14 protein-coding genes are annotated in these 16,625 nt (G+C 34.7%); 2 read left to right on the forward strand and 12 right to left on the reverse strand.

Annotation, left to right across the window (positions count from 1 at the left end):
• Positions 1-141 precede the first annotated feature (141 nt).
• The 5 genes from RC62_RS14080 to RC62_RS14100 all read right to left on the reverse strand — a co-directional run bounded on the left by RC62_RS14080 (position 142) and on the right by RC62_RS14100 (position 5,846).
• Positions 142-1,158, reverse strand: coding sequence for a M28 family peptidase (locus RC62_RS14080; RefSeq protein ID WP_055096204.1), 1,017 nt, complete (start codon positions 1,156-1,158; stop codon positions 142-144).
• Between the two features lie 6 nt (positions 1,159-1,164).
• The gene (locus RC62_RS14085) at positions 1,165-2,142 is read right to left on the reverse strand and encodes a DUF3667 domain-containing protein (RefSeq protein ID WP_055096206.1); all 978 of its coding nucleotides are present in this window, start codon (positions 2,140-2,142) and stop codon (positions 1,165-1,167) included.
• Positions 2,143-2,301: 159 nt separating this feature from the next.
• On the reverse strand, positions 2,302-3,075 hold the full coding sequence (locus tag RC62_RS14090; protein WP_055096208.1) for a dienelactone hydrolase family protein: 774 nt from the start codon (positions 3,073-3,075) through the stop codon (positions 2,302-2,304).
• A gap of 101 nt (positions 3,076-3,176) precedes the next feature.
• The gene (locus RC62_RS14095) at positions 3,177-5,303 is read right to left on the reverse strand and encodes a penicillin acylase family protein (protein WP_245176831.1); all 2,127 of its coding nucleotides are present in this window, start codon (positions 5,301-5,303) and stop codon (positions 3,177-3,179) included.
• Positions 5,304-5,393: 90 nt separating this feature from the next.
• Positions 5,394-5,846 (reverse strand): Lrp/AsnC family transcriptional regulator, encoded by a 453-nt coding sequence (locus tag RC62_RS14100; protein WP_055096212.1) that lies wholly within the window; start codon positions 5,844-5,846, stop codon positions 5,394-5,396.
• A 218-nt stretch (positions 5,847-6,064) separates the two neighbouring features.
• On the opposite strand from RC62_RS14100, the gene rocD reads away from it, so the two are divergent.
• Positions 6,065-7,318, forward strand: coding sequence for an ornithine--oxo-acid transaminase (gene rocD, locus RC62_RS14105; RefSeq protein WP_055096214.1), 1,254 nt, complete (start codon positions 6,065-6,067; stop codon positions 7,316-7,318).
• 253 nt (positions 7,319-7,571) lie between these two features.
• A complete protein-coding gene (locus tag RC62_RS14110) occupies positions 7,572-8,033 on the forward strand; it encodes a DUF1810 domain-containing protein (protein ID WP_055096216.1) in 462 nt (153 codons plus the stop codon).
• 73 nt (positions 8,034-8,106) lie between these two features.
• Here RC62_RS14110 and RC62_RS14115 read toward each other — a convergent pair whose 3' ends face one another.
• The 7 genes from RC62_RS14115 to RC62_RS14145 form a co-directional block, all read right to left on the reverse strand.
• Positions 8,107-9,369, reverse strand: coding sequence for a YeiH family protein (locus tag RC62_RS14115; RefSeq protein WP_055096218.1), 1,263 nt, complete (start codon positions 9,367-9,369; stop codon positions 8,107-8,109).
• Between the two features lie 300 nt (positions 9,370-9,669).
• The gene (locus RC62_RS14120) at positions 9,670-11,286 is read right to left on the reverse strand and encodes a sulfatase-like hydrolase/transferase (protein ID WP_055096220.1); all 1,617 of its coding nucleotides are present in this window, start codon (positions 11,284-11,286) and stop codon (positions 9,670-9,672) included.
• Positions 11,287-11,292: 6 nt separating this feature from the next.
• A complete protein-coding gene (locus tag RC62_RS14125) occupies positions 11,293-12,009 on the reverse strand; it encodes a rhodanese-like domain-containing protein (RefSeq protein ID WP_055096222.1) in 717 nt (238 codons plus the stop codon).
• Positions 12,010-12,077: 68 nt separating this feature from the next.
• Positions 12,078-13,139 (reverse strand): sterol desaturase family protein, encoded by a 1,062-nt coding sequence (locus RC62_RS14130; RefSeq protein ID WP_055096224.1) that lies wholly within the window; start codon positions 13,137-13,139, stop codon positions 12,078-12,080.
• Between the two features lie 281 nt (positions 13,140-13,420).
• The gene (locus RC62_RS14135) at positions 13,421-14,014 is read right to left on the reverse strand and encodes a DUF1214 domain-containing protein (protein ID WP_055096227.1); all 594 of its coding nucleotides are present in this window, start codon (positions 14,012-14,014) and stop codon (positions 13,421-13,423) included.
• A gap of 25 nt (positions 14,015-14,039) precedes the next feature.
• On the reverse strand, positions 14,040-14,591 hold the full coding sequence (locus tag RC62_RS14140; protein WP_055096229.1) for a DUF1254 domain-containing protein: 552 nt from the start codon (positions 14,589-14,591) through the stop codon (positions 14,040-14,042).
• A 104-nt stretch (positions 14,592-14,695) separates the two neighbouring features.
• A complete protein-coding gene (locus RC62_RS14145) occupies positions 14,696-16,621 on the reverse strand; it encodes an arylsulfatase (RefSeq protein ID WP_055096231.1) in 1,926 nt (641 codons plus the stop codon).
• Positions 16,622-16,625: the final 4 nt, after the last annotated feature.

A 16,625-nucleotide genomic window follows, 5' to 3' on the forward strand; every position in this document is an offset into this window, starting at 1 on the left:
TTTCTTTTTGAAATCTACAATATAAAAAAGGGATGAGTTTTAAAACTCATCCCTTTTTGTGATTTTAGCCAGTCCGTAACATGTTTGATTCTTAGAGAAATTTTTGAACCTTTGTAACTTTGTACCTCTGAAACTTTGCAACTATTTTTTATCAACTACCGGTCTATTCTCTCTATTGGCTAAATCCCAGGCGATTGAGAATGCTAATTGAGTTCTTTTTGTCAAAGCATCATATTCGATTTTTTGAGGTTCATCACCTTTTCCATGGTAATCTTCGTGGACTCCGTTGAAGAAGAAAACGGCCGGGATTCCAAATTTTGCAAAGTTATAATGATCAGAACGCTCATAGAAATGATTTGGATCTTTTGGGTCATTAAACTTAAAATCCAAGTCTAATTTGGCATATTTTTCGTTTTGAGCTACCACAATATTGTGTAAATCCGTTGAAAGTCTGTCAGCTCCAATTACATACACATAGTTATTGGTTTGAGCATGCTCTACGTCACGACGACCAATCATATCAATATTAATATCTGCAATAGTATTTGCTATTGGAAACAAAGGATTTTCAGAATAATAACGTGATCCGTGTAAACCATGTTCTTCACCGGTTACGTGTAGAAAAAGGATCGAACGTTTTGGTCCATGTCCGTCTTTTTTAGCTTTTGCAAATGCTTTTGCCATTTCTATTACAGCTACAGTTCCGGAACCATCGTCGTCAGCTCCGTTATAAACCTCGCCGTTTTTTATTCCTACGTGATCATAATGTGCAGAAATTACAAGCACTTCATTCGGTTTTTCAGAACCTTCAATGTAAGCCCAGATATTTTCTGAATCCGGTAAATTTTCGTTTCGTCTCGCGTTCAGGAAAGAAGCCGGAATATGTTGGTAATAATCTGTTGCTCCTTTAGGAAAAGAAATTCCACTTTTTTTGTACTGTTCAATCATATAAAGGCCTGCTTTTTTCTGTCCTTTAGATCCCGTTTCGCGGCCTTCCATTTCATCAGAAGCAACTACATATAACATTGTTTTAAGATCTTTTTCGCTAATTGCTTTTATGTATTTGCTTGGATCAGAATTGTCTTTTGATGCAGTCGACTGAAGACTCTTGCAAGAAAAAGCAGTACCGATTAATAATAGAATTATAAGTTTTTTCATTGTTGTTTAATGTAAGTTTAGAAATGTATAAAAAGCATATATGATTAGTAAAAATAGAATAAAAAAGGAGTTAATAAAAAACAAAGCGACACTTTTTAGAAATGATACCCATCTGGTCTCTCCATAAAAACGATGGTGTGCAGGATAAAAATAATAACTCATCCATATAAATCCCACAAAATCAGCTATATCAGAAATAAAAGTCAACGGATTATCTTCTCCAAATAACCCAATCAGTTTTTGGATTATAAATAAAATGAGAAACATTAAAAGCAGGAATGAAAAATAATGCAGTGTAAAAATGCCATGGTCAAAGTAATACCATTTTCTTTTATTGTGAAAAACCCATAAAAAGAAAGCAAAAAATGGCATTATAATGAACAATACTTTGGGGATATTATGAACAAATGACTCCGTAAATTTTTCTATTATTTCCTTCTTGGTATTATGATCTTTTACATATTTAACCTTTTTTATAATCCAATAACTAAAGCCATCAAGTTTCTTTTCTTTTGGAGCAAACTTTTGTATAGAATCGACATTTTTTGTAAAACTGTCAAATTCAGCACCCGGTTTAAGATCACTTAAATCTCCTGTAAAGATGTTTTTAGGAATTTCTTTTTGACTTTTTGTGTGATTTTTATCTGAAGTTACAATGGGTTTGCTTTCGCCGGGAAACAAAGCGATCATTAAAAAAGTAATAAAACTAATAAAGATATAAAGCCGGACGGGAGCCAGGTAGGACAATCTTTTTCCTGAAAGATATTCTTTGGTTAATGTAGCGGGTTTAAAAAGCAGATTGCGAATGGTTTTCCAAAAGGCATTTTCGTAATGCGTCAGATCTTCAAAAAAATGAATAAATAAATGATGAAATGTTTTTCTGCTATCTGTATTTTCCTGTCCGCAATTTGGACAGAAATTTTGTTCGACAACGTGCCGGCAATTCAGGCAGGTTTTATCTTTTCTAATCGGACTGTGTGACATTGGTTTGGTTGGTTTGGTTTTGGTTGTTAATTCTTGTTCACTAATTTTAAGGATTTAAAGGGGTTTGCACTGGTTTTTTGCCACGAATTCTACTAATTAATGCGAATATTTTATTAAATAATCCGTTTAACCCGTAACATCTGTGAGTTATTCAAAAGTTTATTTTTTCAATACCTCATTCAGGAAAAGCTGTAAATGCTCAAATGATCTTTTTGCTGCAACTGCATTGTAAGCTGCCCCTTTTGAGTTATCGTTTCCAGCTTCGGGATTTGTAAAAGAGTGAACTGCATTTGCGTAATAAATCATTTGCCAATCGGCTTTTGAGTCACGCATTTCTTGCTGAAAAGCAGTAATTTCTGCTGCAGATTCAAACGGATCATCTGCACCATGACAAACCAAAACTTTTGACGTAATTGGCTCAACTTTACGGGCTGCATCTTTACCCAGACCTCCGTGAAAAGATACCACGCCTTTTAGGTTCAAATGTCCTCGTGCTGCCTCAAGTACTCCGGTTCCTCCAAAACAATATCCAATAGCGACAATATTATCAGCATTTGCGCCAGATTTTATCAATTCCTGTAAAGCAGCATTAATACGCTTTTGGTAAATTTCGTAGTTCTTTTTATAATAACCGGCTTGCTTTCCGGCTTCGGTTGTATTTGTGGGATAATTACCTTCGCCATAAATATCAGCGATGAAAACATTGTAACCTAATTTAGATAAGTTTTCGGCAATATCCTTTGATGCTTTGTCAATTCCAAGCCAGGCTGGCAGCAATAAAATCCCTGGATTCTGATTGCTTTTTTTAGCTGATTTTGCAAATAATCCATTTAATGCCTGAGAACCATCTGTATATTTTACAGATTTTAATTGTGCTTCTATAGTGTTCGAAAACAGTATGGTAGCGACTAATACAAGTGCTGAATTTTTCATAATAATACAATTTTAAACAAATATCAGAAATATTATGTTACAAAAAAACCCCGAAATGTATTTCTTTCGAGGTTCGTGTAAGTTACTTTATACCCTAAAAATCATTCGCCGGGATGATATGTTTTCCCGGCGTTTTTAATAACATCTTCTTTATAAAACAAGACTTCTTTAAATTCTCCATTTTGATACATTTCGGCCTGATCATTAAAATGTTTTGAATTAGGATCACCGCTATTTCCTCCCGCTAATAATGATTTTGCTTTTATTTTTGAACCAAATTCAACGGCACAAACAAAACTATTGCCATTATATCCGTAACGTTTTTTTGAACCATTTTGATAACTGCTTTTAAAAGAAGGTAAACTTCCCCAGGAACCCGGACCAAAAGCAATTGGTAAACTTGGTTTAGAGTCGTCGTATTTTAGATCAATATCACCACTGGTACGCTGAAAACGGTTTATTTCTCCCCAAGCTACTTTCCAGGATCCCCATTTTGATTTTAAATCTTTTAAAACTTCCTGTAATTGCGGTATGAGTTGTTTTACGGTTGCATTTGCAGCAAAATTTTTGGTGTTTTCAACCTGATCTACCTGACCTTCATCAATATAAGCTTTTAAGATAATGGGGTCTAAGTTATAAGCCCATTCTACCGCTAATGTCGTTGCGATCGAATTTTCTCTCGCATAATAATCCCAATTTTTTAAGATCGAAATTGCTTCATTAAGTTCCGTATAATCCGGATCTGTAGTTTTAATATTTTTTTCGAAAACAGTAATAAGGCTTGGAATCAAAATTTCAAAAATAGATAGTTTAGTATCGTATCCGTCAGCAATTACCTTGTTCAGAGTATATTTGTTGCCTTTACTAAAAATTCTAACGGCATTTATTCCCCTGAAGTTTTCTCCGTCAGGTGCCATATAAGGCAAATAATTCTCTCTTTTAGGACTATTTTCTCCGGCAGCAGTATAAGGAGTTGAATTGCAATTTTGCAGCCAGCCATTTACAGGATTATAAATATGGACAGTTTCGTTGACTTCATGCAAACCTTTCCATTGTGTAGAAGAGATCGATCCGTCGACTACTTTAGACCAATTGAGACTTTTGTCTCTTACAGGGATAAAATTGCCATGCCAGTATGCAATGTTTCCTTTATTATCTGCATATACGGTATTGTTGGATGTATTTGCTTTTAAATCCATTGCTTTTTTATAATCGTCAAAACTAGTTGATTTGGTTCTGACCCAACTCTGGATCAAACTTGTCATCGACCTGTTATTCGATTTTAAACTAATCCATTTTCCATCTCGTTTGGCCATAACAGGACCATTATTGGTGTAATAGGTTTTGAATTTTTTGGGAATCAGTTTTCCGCCTTCGGTATACTTTATTACGATTTCTTTTTCGATAACGGGCAAAAGCTTTTTATCAAATTCATAATATAATTTATTGTTTTTATTGGTGATTTTCTCCGCATACATATCCGCGACATCTACGTTTGATGAAGTGTGCATCCATCCGCAATTATCATTAAAACCCTGATAAATAAAAAATTGTCCCCATGTTACGGCTCCATAAACATTCAATCCTTCCTCACTTGTTATTTGAACTTCAGGCCTGAAATAAAAAGTAGTATGGGGATTAATGTATAAAATAGTATTTCCGTCAGCAGTTTTAGAAGGAGAAAAGGCAAAGCCATTCGATCCGGTTTGTACATTTTTCTCTCTTTCAACGTAAGCTACTTTATCATTATTACCGGAATAAAATGCTTTTAATTCTCCTGTAGAAAGATCTGCCGTACTTATGGCGCCAATACTTCCGTCTGTCCAGAGTAACGGAAACCAAGGTTCGAAATGGGTTAAAAGCGCGGGTTTTATTTGTGGATTTTTGTATAAATAGAAATTGATGGCATCAGCGTAACTATTCAAAAGTTTTTTAAGCCAGAGAGGTGCTTTTTTATAATCTGATTTTGCTTCTTCAGTATCAATCAAAAGTCGGATTTCTAAATCATTATATAAAACGGATTGCCCTTTTATTTCTGAAAGCCTGCCGAGTTTTTCAATATAATTCATCTCAATGCGTTTAAAATCATCTTCGCATTGCGCATATAATAATCCGAAAACAGCATCAGCATCCGTTTTTCCATACACATGCGGAGTTCCCCATTTATCGCGGATAACAGAAACCTGTTGCGCTAATTTCTCCAGACGACTGATTTCTTTTTGATTCATTTTTTGTGCCGAAATCTGAGAATTGATGCAGCAAATGAGAAAAAGTAACTTTAGTATTTTTGGGTAATCGAACATGATTATTTGATGTTATTACAAGGTAATATTGCGTTTAAAAGCACAACCTAATTCAATAATAGAATCTGTCTTGGCGATACCGGGAATGCTGTCGATTTTTTCATAAAGAATTCTTCGCATATGCTCGTGGTTTGTTGCAATGATCTTGATATAAAGTGTAAAAGATCCTGTTACATAATAACATTCTGTAATTTCAGGAATATCTTTGAGAGCTTCAATAATCCGGTCAGAATCAGAATCTTTGTTTAGCGTAATTCCCGTAAAAGATGCCCAGTCATACCCTATTTTTTTTTCCTGAATAATGGGTTTTATACCTGCAATAACACCTTGCTCGACCATTCGATTAATACGTTGATGTACCATAGTATTTGAGATCTTTAAATTAGCAGCGATTGCAGAAAAAGCCATTCTGCCATCTTTTTCTAATTCTTTAATGATGCTAATATCAAATTCGTCTAATATATCCATTATTTTAAATTGAGTTAAAATTTACTTTTCAGATTTATAAAAGTAATTATTTTTTTCTATAAAAAGGAATATGCTCTTTTTTGAATTAATATAATTTATTTTTTAAAGCCTTAAAATGTTATATTTGACTTAAATAACGGCTGTAAAAGTCAAAATTATAAATATATAGTCTTATAATTAATAATTTTTGATACTTTTGCTTTTTAAAATAATAGATCATGATACAAACTGAAAAGTCACTTTCGTCGAAATCAGAAGTTTTGATAGAAAAAGAAAATAAATACGGAGCTCATAATTATCATCCGCTTCCGGTTGTGTTAGAAAGAGGAGAAGGTGTGTATGTTTGGGATGTAGACGGGAAAAAATATTATGACTTTTTATCTGCTTACTCTGCGGTAAATCAAGGACATTGTCATCCTAAAATTGTGAAAGCAATGGTCGATCAGGCACAAAAGCTTACCTTGACTTCCCGTGCTTTTTATAATGACAAACTAGGTGATTATGAAGAGTTTGTAACTAAATATTTTGGTTTTGATAAAGTTTTACCAATGAATACTGGTGCTGAAGCTGTTGAAACTGCACTAAAAGTGTGTAGAAAATGGGCTTATGAAGTAAAAGGTATTCCGGAAAATCAGGCACAGGTTATTGTTTGTGAAAATAATTTTCACGGCAGAACAACAACGATTATCTCATTTTCAAACGATGAAGGTGCCCGTAAAAACTTTGGTCCGTTTACAGAAGGATTTATAAAAATTGAATATGATAATCTTGAAGCTCTTGAAAAAGCTTTGGAATCATCAAAAAATATAGCAGGATTTTTAGTCGAGCCAATTCAGGGTGAAGCTGGAGTTTATGTGCCTTCTGAGGGATATTTATCTAAAGCAAAAGCATTGTGTGAGAAACATAATGTTTTGTTTATTGCAGATGAGGTTCAGACCGGAATTGCACGTACCGGAAAATTATTAGCGGTGCATCATGAAAATGTGCAACCTGATATTTTGATTTTAGGGAAAGCAATTTCTGGCGGAGTTTATCCGGTTTCTGCAGTTTTGTGTAACGATGAAATTATGAATGTGATTAAACCAGGTCAACATGGATCTACTTTTGGCGGAAATCCAGTTGCTGCTGCCGTTGCAATTGCTGCGCTTGAAGTAATTAAGGAAGAAAATCTGGCTGAAAATGCAGAACGTTTAGGAATTATTCTAAGAAAAGGTTTAAACGAAATTGCTGAGAGAAATAATCTGATTACGCTTGTTCGCGGTAAGGGATTATTGAATGCCATTGTAATTAATTGCGGTGAAGATTCAGATCTTGCTTGGGAAATTTGTCTTAAATTTAGAGATAACGGATTATTGGCAAAACCTACTCATGGTAACAAAATAAGATTAGCGCCGCCATTGGTTATGAATGAGGCACAAATTCAGGAATGTCTGGAAATTATCGAGAAATCATTAAATGATTTCAGAGAATAAAAAACAACATTAATATCGTTATAAAAGTTGCAGGATAGTTCTTGCAACTTTTTTGTTTTTATACGAAGGCTAAAAATTATGTAACAATGGACATTAATTGTATAATTTTTTAAAGCGACTTGATAAGTAGTTTTGAAATGTCTTTAAAACGGAATTAAAACGAATCTTAAAAATAGATTTTTATTTAATTTTTGAAGAAGAAGAAGAACGATTAAAACGGTTTATTAACTTTTATAAATACAATTCTATTATAATGGCTTACTCAAATAATGATATAACACGTTTTTTAGATGCGCAGAATAAACTTTATCTTACCGCTATTTCCGAAATTAAAAAAGGAAAAAAAGAAACGCATTGGATGTGGTTTATTTTCCCGCAAATAAAAGGATTAGGAACAAGTAATATTTCTAAATATTATGCGATTGCTGATCTTGAAGAAGCTAAAGAATTTTTAAATCATCCTATTTTAGCAAAACATCTTATAGAAATTTCAGAGCTTCTGCTCACATTTAAAAGAAAATCTATCGAGGGTATTTTAGGAGATTTAGGAGCTCGTAAATTATGTTCGTCTATGACACTTTTTTCTCAGGTCGAAGGTGCTCATCCTGTATTTCAGGAAATATTAAATACCTTTTTTATGGGATATTCAGATCCGTTAACACTATCTATTACTAATGTCGAAGTAATGTCGCCAGCTGTTGAAGCATTAACATAAATTTCCACTTACAAGGAAAAAAAGCCATTCTATTTTTAGTAGAATGGCTTTTTCATTTTTGTTGCGTTTCATTTTATTTGCTAAACAGTAAAAAAGCAATAATCAGCGTAATAATTACATTGAATAATTGTGCTATTAAAAAAGCATATAAAGGTTTACGGCTATTATTACGGAGTAAATCTTTGAAATTGGTTTCTAAACCAATACTGGTAAAAGCGAGTGCAAACCAAATGCCTTGTAGATTTTTCAAACTGTCCTTTACGCCATCCCTGACTTCTGGAGTTAGCAGGAAAGAAAATAGTAATGAAGCCGCAATAAAACCAATTACAAACTTTGGAAAACGTTCCCATATAACACTCAAGGTAGGTTTTGATGCTATAACTTCTTCTGATTTGTTATGTGTATACGTCCAATAAACGGAGATTGCAAAAGCAGCTATGCCTAATAATACATTTTGGGAAAATTTTACAATGGTACTAATTTTCAAAGCTGTTTCACCAACCAAAGAACCAGAAGCTACAACGGCGCCAGATGTATCAATACTTCCGCCTAACCAGGCTCCGGTAACTTCTTCTGGGAAATTGAAATACCGGGCAATTATTGGCATAAAAATCATCATTGGGATTGCTGTTACCAACACAATCGAAATAACATATGACAGTTTTTTAGAATCACCTTTTATTGCTCCGGACGTAGCAATTGCAGCAGAAACTCCACAAATAGAAACAGCACTTGAAATCATCATAGTCAGTTCGTCATCGACTTTTAGTTTTTTACACAGCCAAAAAGCAAAATACCAAACAGATAATACGACAATCAAAGCCTGAATTAATCCTAAAGAGCCTGCTTTTAGAATGTCTGAAAAGATAACGCTGGTTCCTAATAAAACCAATCCAATTTTTACAAATACTTCTGTAGAAAGTGCAGATCGAAACCAATCCGGAAGTTTAAAGAAGTTGCCAATCGCCAGACCAATAATCAAGCTAAAAATTACAGCTTCTAAATTCAATGCTTTTACTTGGGTATTTCCTGCAATCATCAATGCAATAACGGTTAAGATATAGACAACCGGAAAGCCAAACAGAAAGTATTTTACTGATTTACCAATCAGGAAAGCGCCCAGAGTTCCGATAATGATAAGATATAAAAATTGTAATCCGATGATTTTCAGGTTTTCGAAATCAAATACATCGTGTAACAAATCTGTTCCGGTAGACCATTTGAAAACGGGAACTTCCGGAAGAAAAACAAAAAGAGAAATCCCAATGATTATAAATCCGAGAATTACGACTGTCCAGTCTTCGTGAATAGTGAATGGTTTGGTTGGGGTTGACATTGTAATGTTTATTAATTTGTTAGATGTGAAATTTTGATAATGAAAATCAAACTTAAAATGTGCCGCTAGGCACTCCATATTGGTAGGAAACACAGATTTGTTTAATATTTAGCGTGCGTACGCAACGATTATCGTTTTGTTGCGTACCTACGGCACGCCAACGACTTTTCATATCTAATATCTACCAATATTTAGTGCCTAACGGCACTTACTTTGAATATGGAAATATCTGTTTGATAATTAAACCCGACAGGTTTTTATCCCGAGAGTTCGGGACTGTCGGGTTTGTTATTATAAAGATTACAAATCGACAAAATATTTTTGTTTGCCAAAATCAAATTCATAATGCGTAAGATTTGGCCATAAAGGTTTTACCAGGTCTTTTTCCCAGTTTTGCAAAGCAAGATGTAATTCTTTTACTTTTGCCGGATTTTTTTTGGCAAGATCTGTGGTTTCAGATTTGTCTTTTGATAAATTGTAAAGCCATTCTTCGTGCGTTTTTCCGCTGATGATTAATTTCCAGTCACCGCTTCTAATTGCTTTTGCATCGCCGGAACGCCAGTATAAAGTTTTGTGCGCTTGTTTGTTATCATTAACTCTACTCACAAGATCGACACCATCATAAACTCTGTCTTTTGGCAAATCAGAATGGATCGCAGCTGCAATCGTACTAAAAATATCCAATGTACTTACCGGTGTTTTATAAATTGTGTGTGGTTTGATTTTTCCTTTCCATGACAATGCAAAGGGAACATTTACCCCGCCTTCAAAATGAGAAAATTTTCCGGCTTTCAGCGGTGCATTTGTTGTGGCAAAAGTATAATCTGCCCCACCATTATCACTGGCAAAAAAGATTAAGGTATTATCTTCGAGGCCTTCTTTTTTGACTTTAGCCCTAATTCTTCCCACAGCATCATCTAATGCGCTGATCATAGCAAAATAAACACGTTTGTTTTCGTCTTTTACATTCGGGAAACGGTCGTAATATTTTTTGCGAACCTGAAATGGCGTGTGTGGTGCATTAAAAGGAACATACAATAAGAAAGGTTTGGTTTTGTTTTTATCAATAAAAGCTTCTGCTTCATCAGCAAATGTTTCGGTTAGATATGCTTTATTATGTATGATGGTGGTGTCGCGACGAATTTGTCCAATCCCTACACGGCCATTTCCCCAAATCATTTTATCGGTAAAATCTTTATGATGATGGTTGATAATATCCGGATTATCATCTTCGGGAGTATAAAGTGAGAATGCCTGATAAAATCCGTAATGATAATCGAAGCCACGATCTAAAGGAAAAAATCCTTTGTTATGCCCCAGATGCCATTTACCAATAATTGCCGTACTGTAACCTTGTCTTTTGGCCAGATCTGCAAAAGTAATTTCAGATTGGGGCAATCCCTGTGTTGCAATCGAAGCTTCGTTTGGATAATTAATTTTATCATTCAGTCTCCAATTATTTGTATTGATCAAATATTTAAAACCATAATATTCCAGATTGTTTTTGGGATATCTATCTCCGGGTTGAAATTCATGTCCAAAACGTTCCTGATAACGGCCTGTTAAAATTCCGGCACGAGAAGGGGAACAAATGGAAGCCGAAACATAACCATCCTGAAAAGTTACACCGGAAGATGCCAATGAATCTATTTGTGGTGTTGGTGTGGATTTTCCTCCGTATAGCGAAATATCATATTTTCCTAAATCATCGGCAAGAAGAATGATAATATTTGGTTTTTTGAAAGAACTGTCTGTAGAAACTTTTTCGGACAGAAATGCTGCTTTTCCTGCTAATAACTTTTTATTCGGTTGCATTAAAGTTCCGTCAGTGTTGATAGGCCAGAATAGAAATAATGCTATTAGAAAAAGGAGAATCACTATTGACAGGCTGATTTTTTTTATTTTGGATAGCGCCATATTTTTTTATTTTGAAGCCAAAGCCACATCAACATTATTTTTTAAATCTCCTAAACCATCATTCTTAAAAACAATTTTGCCATTTTGATATAATATCAGGGTAGGAAAGACCTTTACCGTTTTTAAGTCGGCAATAACCTGAGGACTTTCTTCTAACTCAATTTGAACAATTTTGAGTTTCTCTCCATATTGGGTTCTAAGATTTTCTAAAATAGGCTTTACGGTTTTGCAGGTTGCACAATATTTTGATCCAATATCTACTAAAACATACTCATTTTCGGCGATTATTTTTTTGTATTCCGGCAGTGATAATTTGCTTTTTAAATTGGAGTAAAAAGGCTTTCCACCACCAATCCAGGCTGCAATTCCGCCTTCTAAAATATACACTTCAGAGAATCCTTTTTTTATTAATTCAGTAGATAAAAGACCGCTTCGATATGCGGCAATCGAATAAATAAAAACGGGTTGTGAAGGATTTAGCGCGGCTACAGATTTTTCATAGTTTTCTGATTTAAGGTTGAAATTCAATGCACCTTCGATATGGTTTAAGGCAAATTCTTCCGGACCTCTGGCATCAATTATTTGTGGATTTTTTTGACTTTTAATTTTTGCATAAAAAGCATCCAGTAATACAATACTGCTGACACCTTTGTCCTGAGCAAAACCAAGAGTAGTAAAAAACAAGTATAAAATTGTACTGGTTTTAAGTAATATATTTTTCATAATTTTTGTTTTTATAGCCAAACAGTGTATTGATCTCCATGATAAATACACTGTTTGAACTAATTTTTTTATGATTGGGCTTGCTCGTAATAAACCGGACTTGGAGAAATACTTTCTTCTTTTTGCTTTAGTGGAACAGCAAAAACACCTTCGGCAAGGGCACTTCCTTCTTTTTTAGATTTGAATATTGGCCACAAAAACTGCGCATACCATTCTTCTTGTTTATACGATTTGATTCCGTACGATTTTGGAAATTTGCGTGTAATTAAACCTGTACCAAAAATTACATCCCAAATAAAGAACATATTACCAAAGTTGCCTTTAAAATGTCCAACTCCATCACCGCTTGTATCAGCATGATGCGCGTGATGCGTTGCAGGAGTAGAAATCAAACGTTCTAAAACCCATGCAATAGGGTGTAAAACTTTGTATTTGTATAGCGGTTTATCCCAGGCAATACTAGAATGTGCTCCCAGAGTAATAAAACTTTTGATTACCAAAACAAATAATGCCGGTAGACCTAAACCTAAATAAGTCAGGGCGGCTGTTAAATAAATTTGAGAAAAGAAAATGGTGTAAATAAAGTTTTGTCTCGAAAGCATTGCCATACCCATGTATGGAGCGGAATGATGTGTTCTGTGAAAACGCCATAAAAATGGAACCTGATGGTGAAGCCTGTGATACCAATATTGTGTTAAATCATCTGCAACAGCGATCAAAAAGAACCCCCCCCAAAACGGAACCCAGGAAAGTGAGTTGGCGAGATCAGGAATTAAATAAGGTAAAGCTGTTAAGCTGAAAAAAGCAATTACCGGAGGTAAAATTAGTTTTGGTGCCAGGAAGGAAATGATATCTATTTTGCGTTCTTCACCTGTCCATTGATCGTCATATAAACCTGCGCCAAATTCGATGACTCCCAAAACAAGCATGAAAACTGTTAATCCCCAGGTTCTGATATTAGCAAATGCAGGTTGTGCAAATTGCAAAAATGAGGGTAATGTAATGTGAGAATCTGTTATCACGCCATTGCCTAATTTGAAATAAAGATATATTGCCACTACCGGCAGTGTATATAACAAAAGACTAATACTTAAATCTCTTGTTAGTTTTGATTTTTGAACTATTGCCATGATTTCTTATTTTAAAATTTGATTTACTAATGCTAAACCTCCGGCCAAAATTGCCAGCGGAACTAAAAAGAGAATTGTTCCCACAACAATCTTTTTTCCTATAATTTCATAATCTACTCGTTTCATGTGTTTCTATATTTTATTCTGGTTTGTGATTCTTTTTCAATGTTTTGATAATCAGTGTTTTTAAAGAATGGTAAAATTAAAAATATAACTTCTAATTCTATGGATATAGTAGAGTTTTATTTAATTGTTTTCCAGAAAATTGTTATAATACTTCTTTATTTTATTTTTTTGATAGACGGCAGTGTTTCAACCGTTAAATTGTCTCTGAGTTTTTCTGATGGTAAATACAAACGTATAATCAAGGTTGCTTTTTTTACGTTGCTGATAGGCAGCCAGTTTTCTTTTTGTGCAGAACCAGAAAGATTGATTTTATAGGAAGTACTATCGGCTTCATATTTTACATCTTCAAGATTATAGCTGTATGTGTTGATTGGATTTTTAATTAAAAAACCATTTTCATCATATGCCGTGATGCTCCAGTATTTAGCATCCAGTTTTTTTCCGCTTATGATATAATCTGATTTAGGATCCAATTCGTTTCCATCGCTATCGGTATTTGTGCTTAAATAGATTACTTCTTTTTTTGTGAGGGCATACGGCCCGTAAACAGCTACTTGTGCAATTGTAAGTAAATCAGCTGAGTTAAGGTCTTTGTCTTTGTCAACCGTTTGCCAATTGCCAATAATACGCTGCGAATTACTTTTGCCGGATTTAATGTTGTAAACACCAACCGCGCTTCCTAATACTATCGCAAGAATGATCAATGCAACTGCAAGACCTATCTTTTTAATTTTTTGATTTAAAGCCATTTTTATTTGATTTTAAGTTGAGCTATTATTTTACTAACTTTTCTACCGTCACGCCGTGTTGCAATTGGGCTAGTTTTGCTACAGGATATGCTTTTGAAACCAGATAACGAAAGAGAATCAATCCTTTGGTTGTTGGACTGTAAATGATTTTTTCTTTCGGGATATTTTTCAAAACTTCAGAGGTACTTCCTTCAGGGGCTAAGTAATATTCGAATTTTGATTTTACCTTCTCTTCATTTTCCACAAAAAAGTTAGTGGTATTTTCCTGATATGCAGAGATGGACCAATAGGTTGAATCCGGTACAATTCCTGAAATTTTCAGTACGTTATCTTTCAAATCATAATTGATTGTAGAATATAAAAAGTCCGGATTTGGTAACGGAATCACTCTGCTGTTTTCAGCATTTGGCTGATCTCCAAATCGGGGTGTATTAATAGCTCCCAAACTTTTCTCGGCAAATTTATTTTGCACATAATAAGGAGTTATCCAGATCGTCAGGTAGTAAAAACTCACCGCAATTACTACAAGAATCAAGGTAAAAATGCCCTTTTTCAAAATTGGTTTTGCTGCTGCCATAATTTACTTGTTTTAATATCAGAGCCATTAAAATCTTATTGCATAAAATAATTAATAGCTCTGATGGGTTTTTATTTTTCTATTGAATGCTTCATTTGGAACAGTTATTTAGAATTTCCGGCATCTCCGCCTTTGGTAACTTGTTTTACTAAATCCTGTAGCGTTTTGCCTTTGTCTGCTCCGGTATTATGAATTCTTCTGTTGTATACATCCTGCCAGTCGATAAGCGGATAAACATTGTTTTCTTTGGCTTGCTCATCAAACAGTTTTTGAAGCTCTGCTAATTTTTCAGGATATTTTTTTGCCAGGTTATTACGCTCATTAAAATCTTCGTTTAAGTTGTATAATTCCCAAACATCTGTATCAAAATTGCTTTCGGCAGGTTTTTCATTTTTCCCTAACGCTTTTTTTACAGCAAATGAATCCGGTAAATGTGCTGCTCCGGCTTTCCATCCATCTTTATAAATAGCTCTGTTTCCAAAAATATAATAATACTGGATTTTATGTAAAGATTCTGCTTTGGCATCATTCAAAGAAGCATATAAAGACGAACCTTGTATAGCATCTTGTTTTACTGATTTGATATATTCCGGAGCTTTAATTCCTGCAATATCCAATGTGGTAGGCAATAAATCTGTTACGTGACTGTACTGATTTCTGATTCCGCCTTTTTCCTTAATTCCTTTTGGATAAAAAACAATCAACGGGTTGTGTGTTCCTCCTTCAGATTGTGCATCTTGTTTCCAATTTTTGAAAGGAACATTTGTTGCCTGTGCCCATCCTAAAGGATAATTGGTATTTAAACCCTTTGCGGTACCAATTTCATCAATATTAGCTAAGTTTTTCTTTAGGTTTTCATCGTCAGATGCTCCTTGAGAAAATAAACTTTGGTTAATTGTTCCTTCTGTAGTTCCTTCTTTACTGGCTCCATTATCACCAATTGCAACAAAAATTACGGTATTGTCCAGCTGATTGCTTTCTTTTAGATAGTTTACTACTCTTCCAATTTCATAATCAGTATAGGTCAGGAATCCTGCATAAACCTCCATAAAACGGGCATACACTTTCTTTTGATCCGGAGTTAATTTTTTCCAGTCGGTAATTAGAGGATTGCGTTCCGGTAAGACGGCATTTGCAGGAATTACGCCTAATTTCTTTTGGTTTGCTATAACTTCTTCACGATATGCATCCCAGCCTTTGTCAAATTTTCCTTTATAAGGATCACTCCATTTTGTAGCCACCTGATGCGGTGCATGAGCTGCGCCAGGAGCATAATACAAAAAGAATGGTTTTCCAGGTGCCGCTTTTTGCTGTTTCTGGATAAAACTAATTGCTTTGTCCGTAATCAGTTCGTTTAAATGGCGTCCGTCTGGTTTTATATGTGTTTGATCTTCTACTAAATCAGGATTGTACTGATCTGTTTGTGAGCCTAAGAAACCATAGAAATGGTCAAATCCTTTTCCGGTTGGCCATCTGTCAAACGGTCCGGCATCTGTAGCTTCTTCATCTGGTGTTACTCCGTATTTACCAACTGCAAAAGTGTTATAACCATTCTCGCGTAAAATCTCTGCAATGGTTCCTTTATCTGATGGGATTCTGCCATCCCAACCAGGGAAACCTGCTGAAAGAATAGTGTGAGAGAATCCGCTAACGTGTACTTTGCCTGAATTTCTACCGGTTAATAATGCTGCACGGGTAGGAGCACAAATAGCAGTTGTATGAAAATTGGTATAGCGTAAACCGTTATTTGCCAATTGATCAAAATTTGGGGTTTGGATTAAACCTCCAAAAGCACTTGAAGCTCCAAATCCTACATCATCTAATAAGATCCAGATAACGTTTGGCGCACCCGCAGGAGCTTTTACAGGATCTGGCCAATATTCTTTAGAATCTGCCAGAGTTTTACCAATGACACCTTTGTATTCTGCCTCTTTTTCTTGTGCAAAACCTAATTGAGCAACAAGCAATGCCGTAATCAAAAGCCCTTTTTGTGAGCTTTTGATTGTACTGTTAAATTTAAAATTTTTCATAACT

This window comes from Flavobacterium aquidurense, from assembly GCF_001404985.1.
GTDB classification, from domain to species: domain Bacteria; phylum Bacteroidota; class Bacteroidia; order Flavobacteriales; family Flavobacteriaceae; genus Flavobacterium; species Flavobacterium aquidurense_B.

Excerpts from the sequence above, each read along its gene's own strand:
- RC62_RS14145 (WP_055096231.1), bottom strand. The coding sequence starts at position 16,621 with ATGAAAAATTTTAAATTTAACAGTACAATCAAAAGCTCACAAAAAGGG.
- RC62_RS14100 (WP_055096212.1), bottom strand. The coding sequence starts at position 5,846 with ATGGATATATTAGACGAATTTGATATTAGCATCATTAAAGAATTAGAA.
- RC62_RS14130 (WP_055096224.1), bottom strand. The coding sequence starts at position 13,139 with ATGGCAATAGTTCAAAAATCAAAACTAACAAGAGATTTAAGTATTAGT.
- RC62_RS14095 (WP_245176831.1), bottom strand. The coding sequence starts at position 5,303 with ATGAATCAAAAAGAAATCAGTCGTCTGGAGAAATTAGCGCAACAGGTT.
- RC62_RS14085 (WP_055096206.1), bottom strand. The coding sequence starts at position 2,142 with ATGTCACACAGTCCGATTAGAAAAGATAAAACCTGCCTGAATTGCCGG.
- RC62_RS14120 (WP_055096220.1), bottom strand. The coding sequence starts at position 11,286 with ATGGCGCTATCCAAAATAAAAAAAATCAGCCTGTCAATAGTGATTCTC.
- RC62_RS14140 (WP_055096229.1), bottom strand. The coding sequence starts at position 14,591 with ATGGCAGCAGCAAAACCAATTTTGAAAAAGGGCATTTTTACCTTGATT.
- RC62_RS14135 (WP_055096227.1), bottom strand. The coding sequence starts at position 14,014 with ATGGCTTTAAATCAAAAAATTAAAAAGATAGGTCTTGCAGTTGCATTG.
- RC62_RS14090 (WP_055096208.1), bottom strand. The coding sequence starts at position 3,075 with ATGAAAAATTCAGCACTTGTATTAGTCGCTACCATACTGTTTTCGAAC.
- rocD (WP_055096214.1), top strand. The coding sequence starts at position 6,065 with ATGATACAAACTGAAAAGTCACTTTCGTCGAAATCAGAAGTTTTGATA.
- RC62_RS14110 (WP_055096216.1), top strand. The coding sequence starts at position 7,572 with ATGGCTTACTCAAATAATGATATAACACGTTTTTTAGATGCGCAGAAT.
- RC62_RS14125 (WP_055096222.1), bottom strand. The coding sequence starts at position 12,009 with ATGAAAAATATATTACTTAAAACCAGTACAATTTTATACTTGTTTTTT.
- RC62_RS14115 (WP_055096218.1), bottom strand. The coding sequence starts at position 9,369 with ATGTCAACCCCAACCAAACCATTCACTATTCACGAAGACTGGACAGTC.
- RC62_RS14080 (WP_055096204.1), bottom strand. The coding sequence starts at position 1,158 with ATGAAAAAACTTATAATTCTATTATTAATCGGTACTGCTTTTTCTTGC.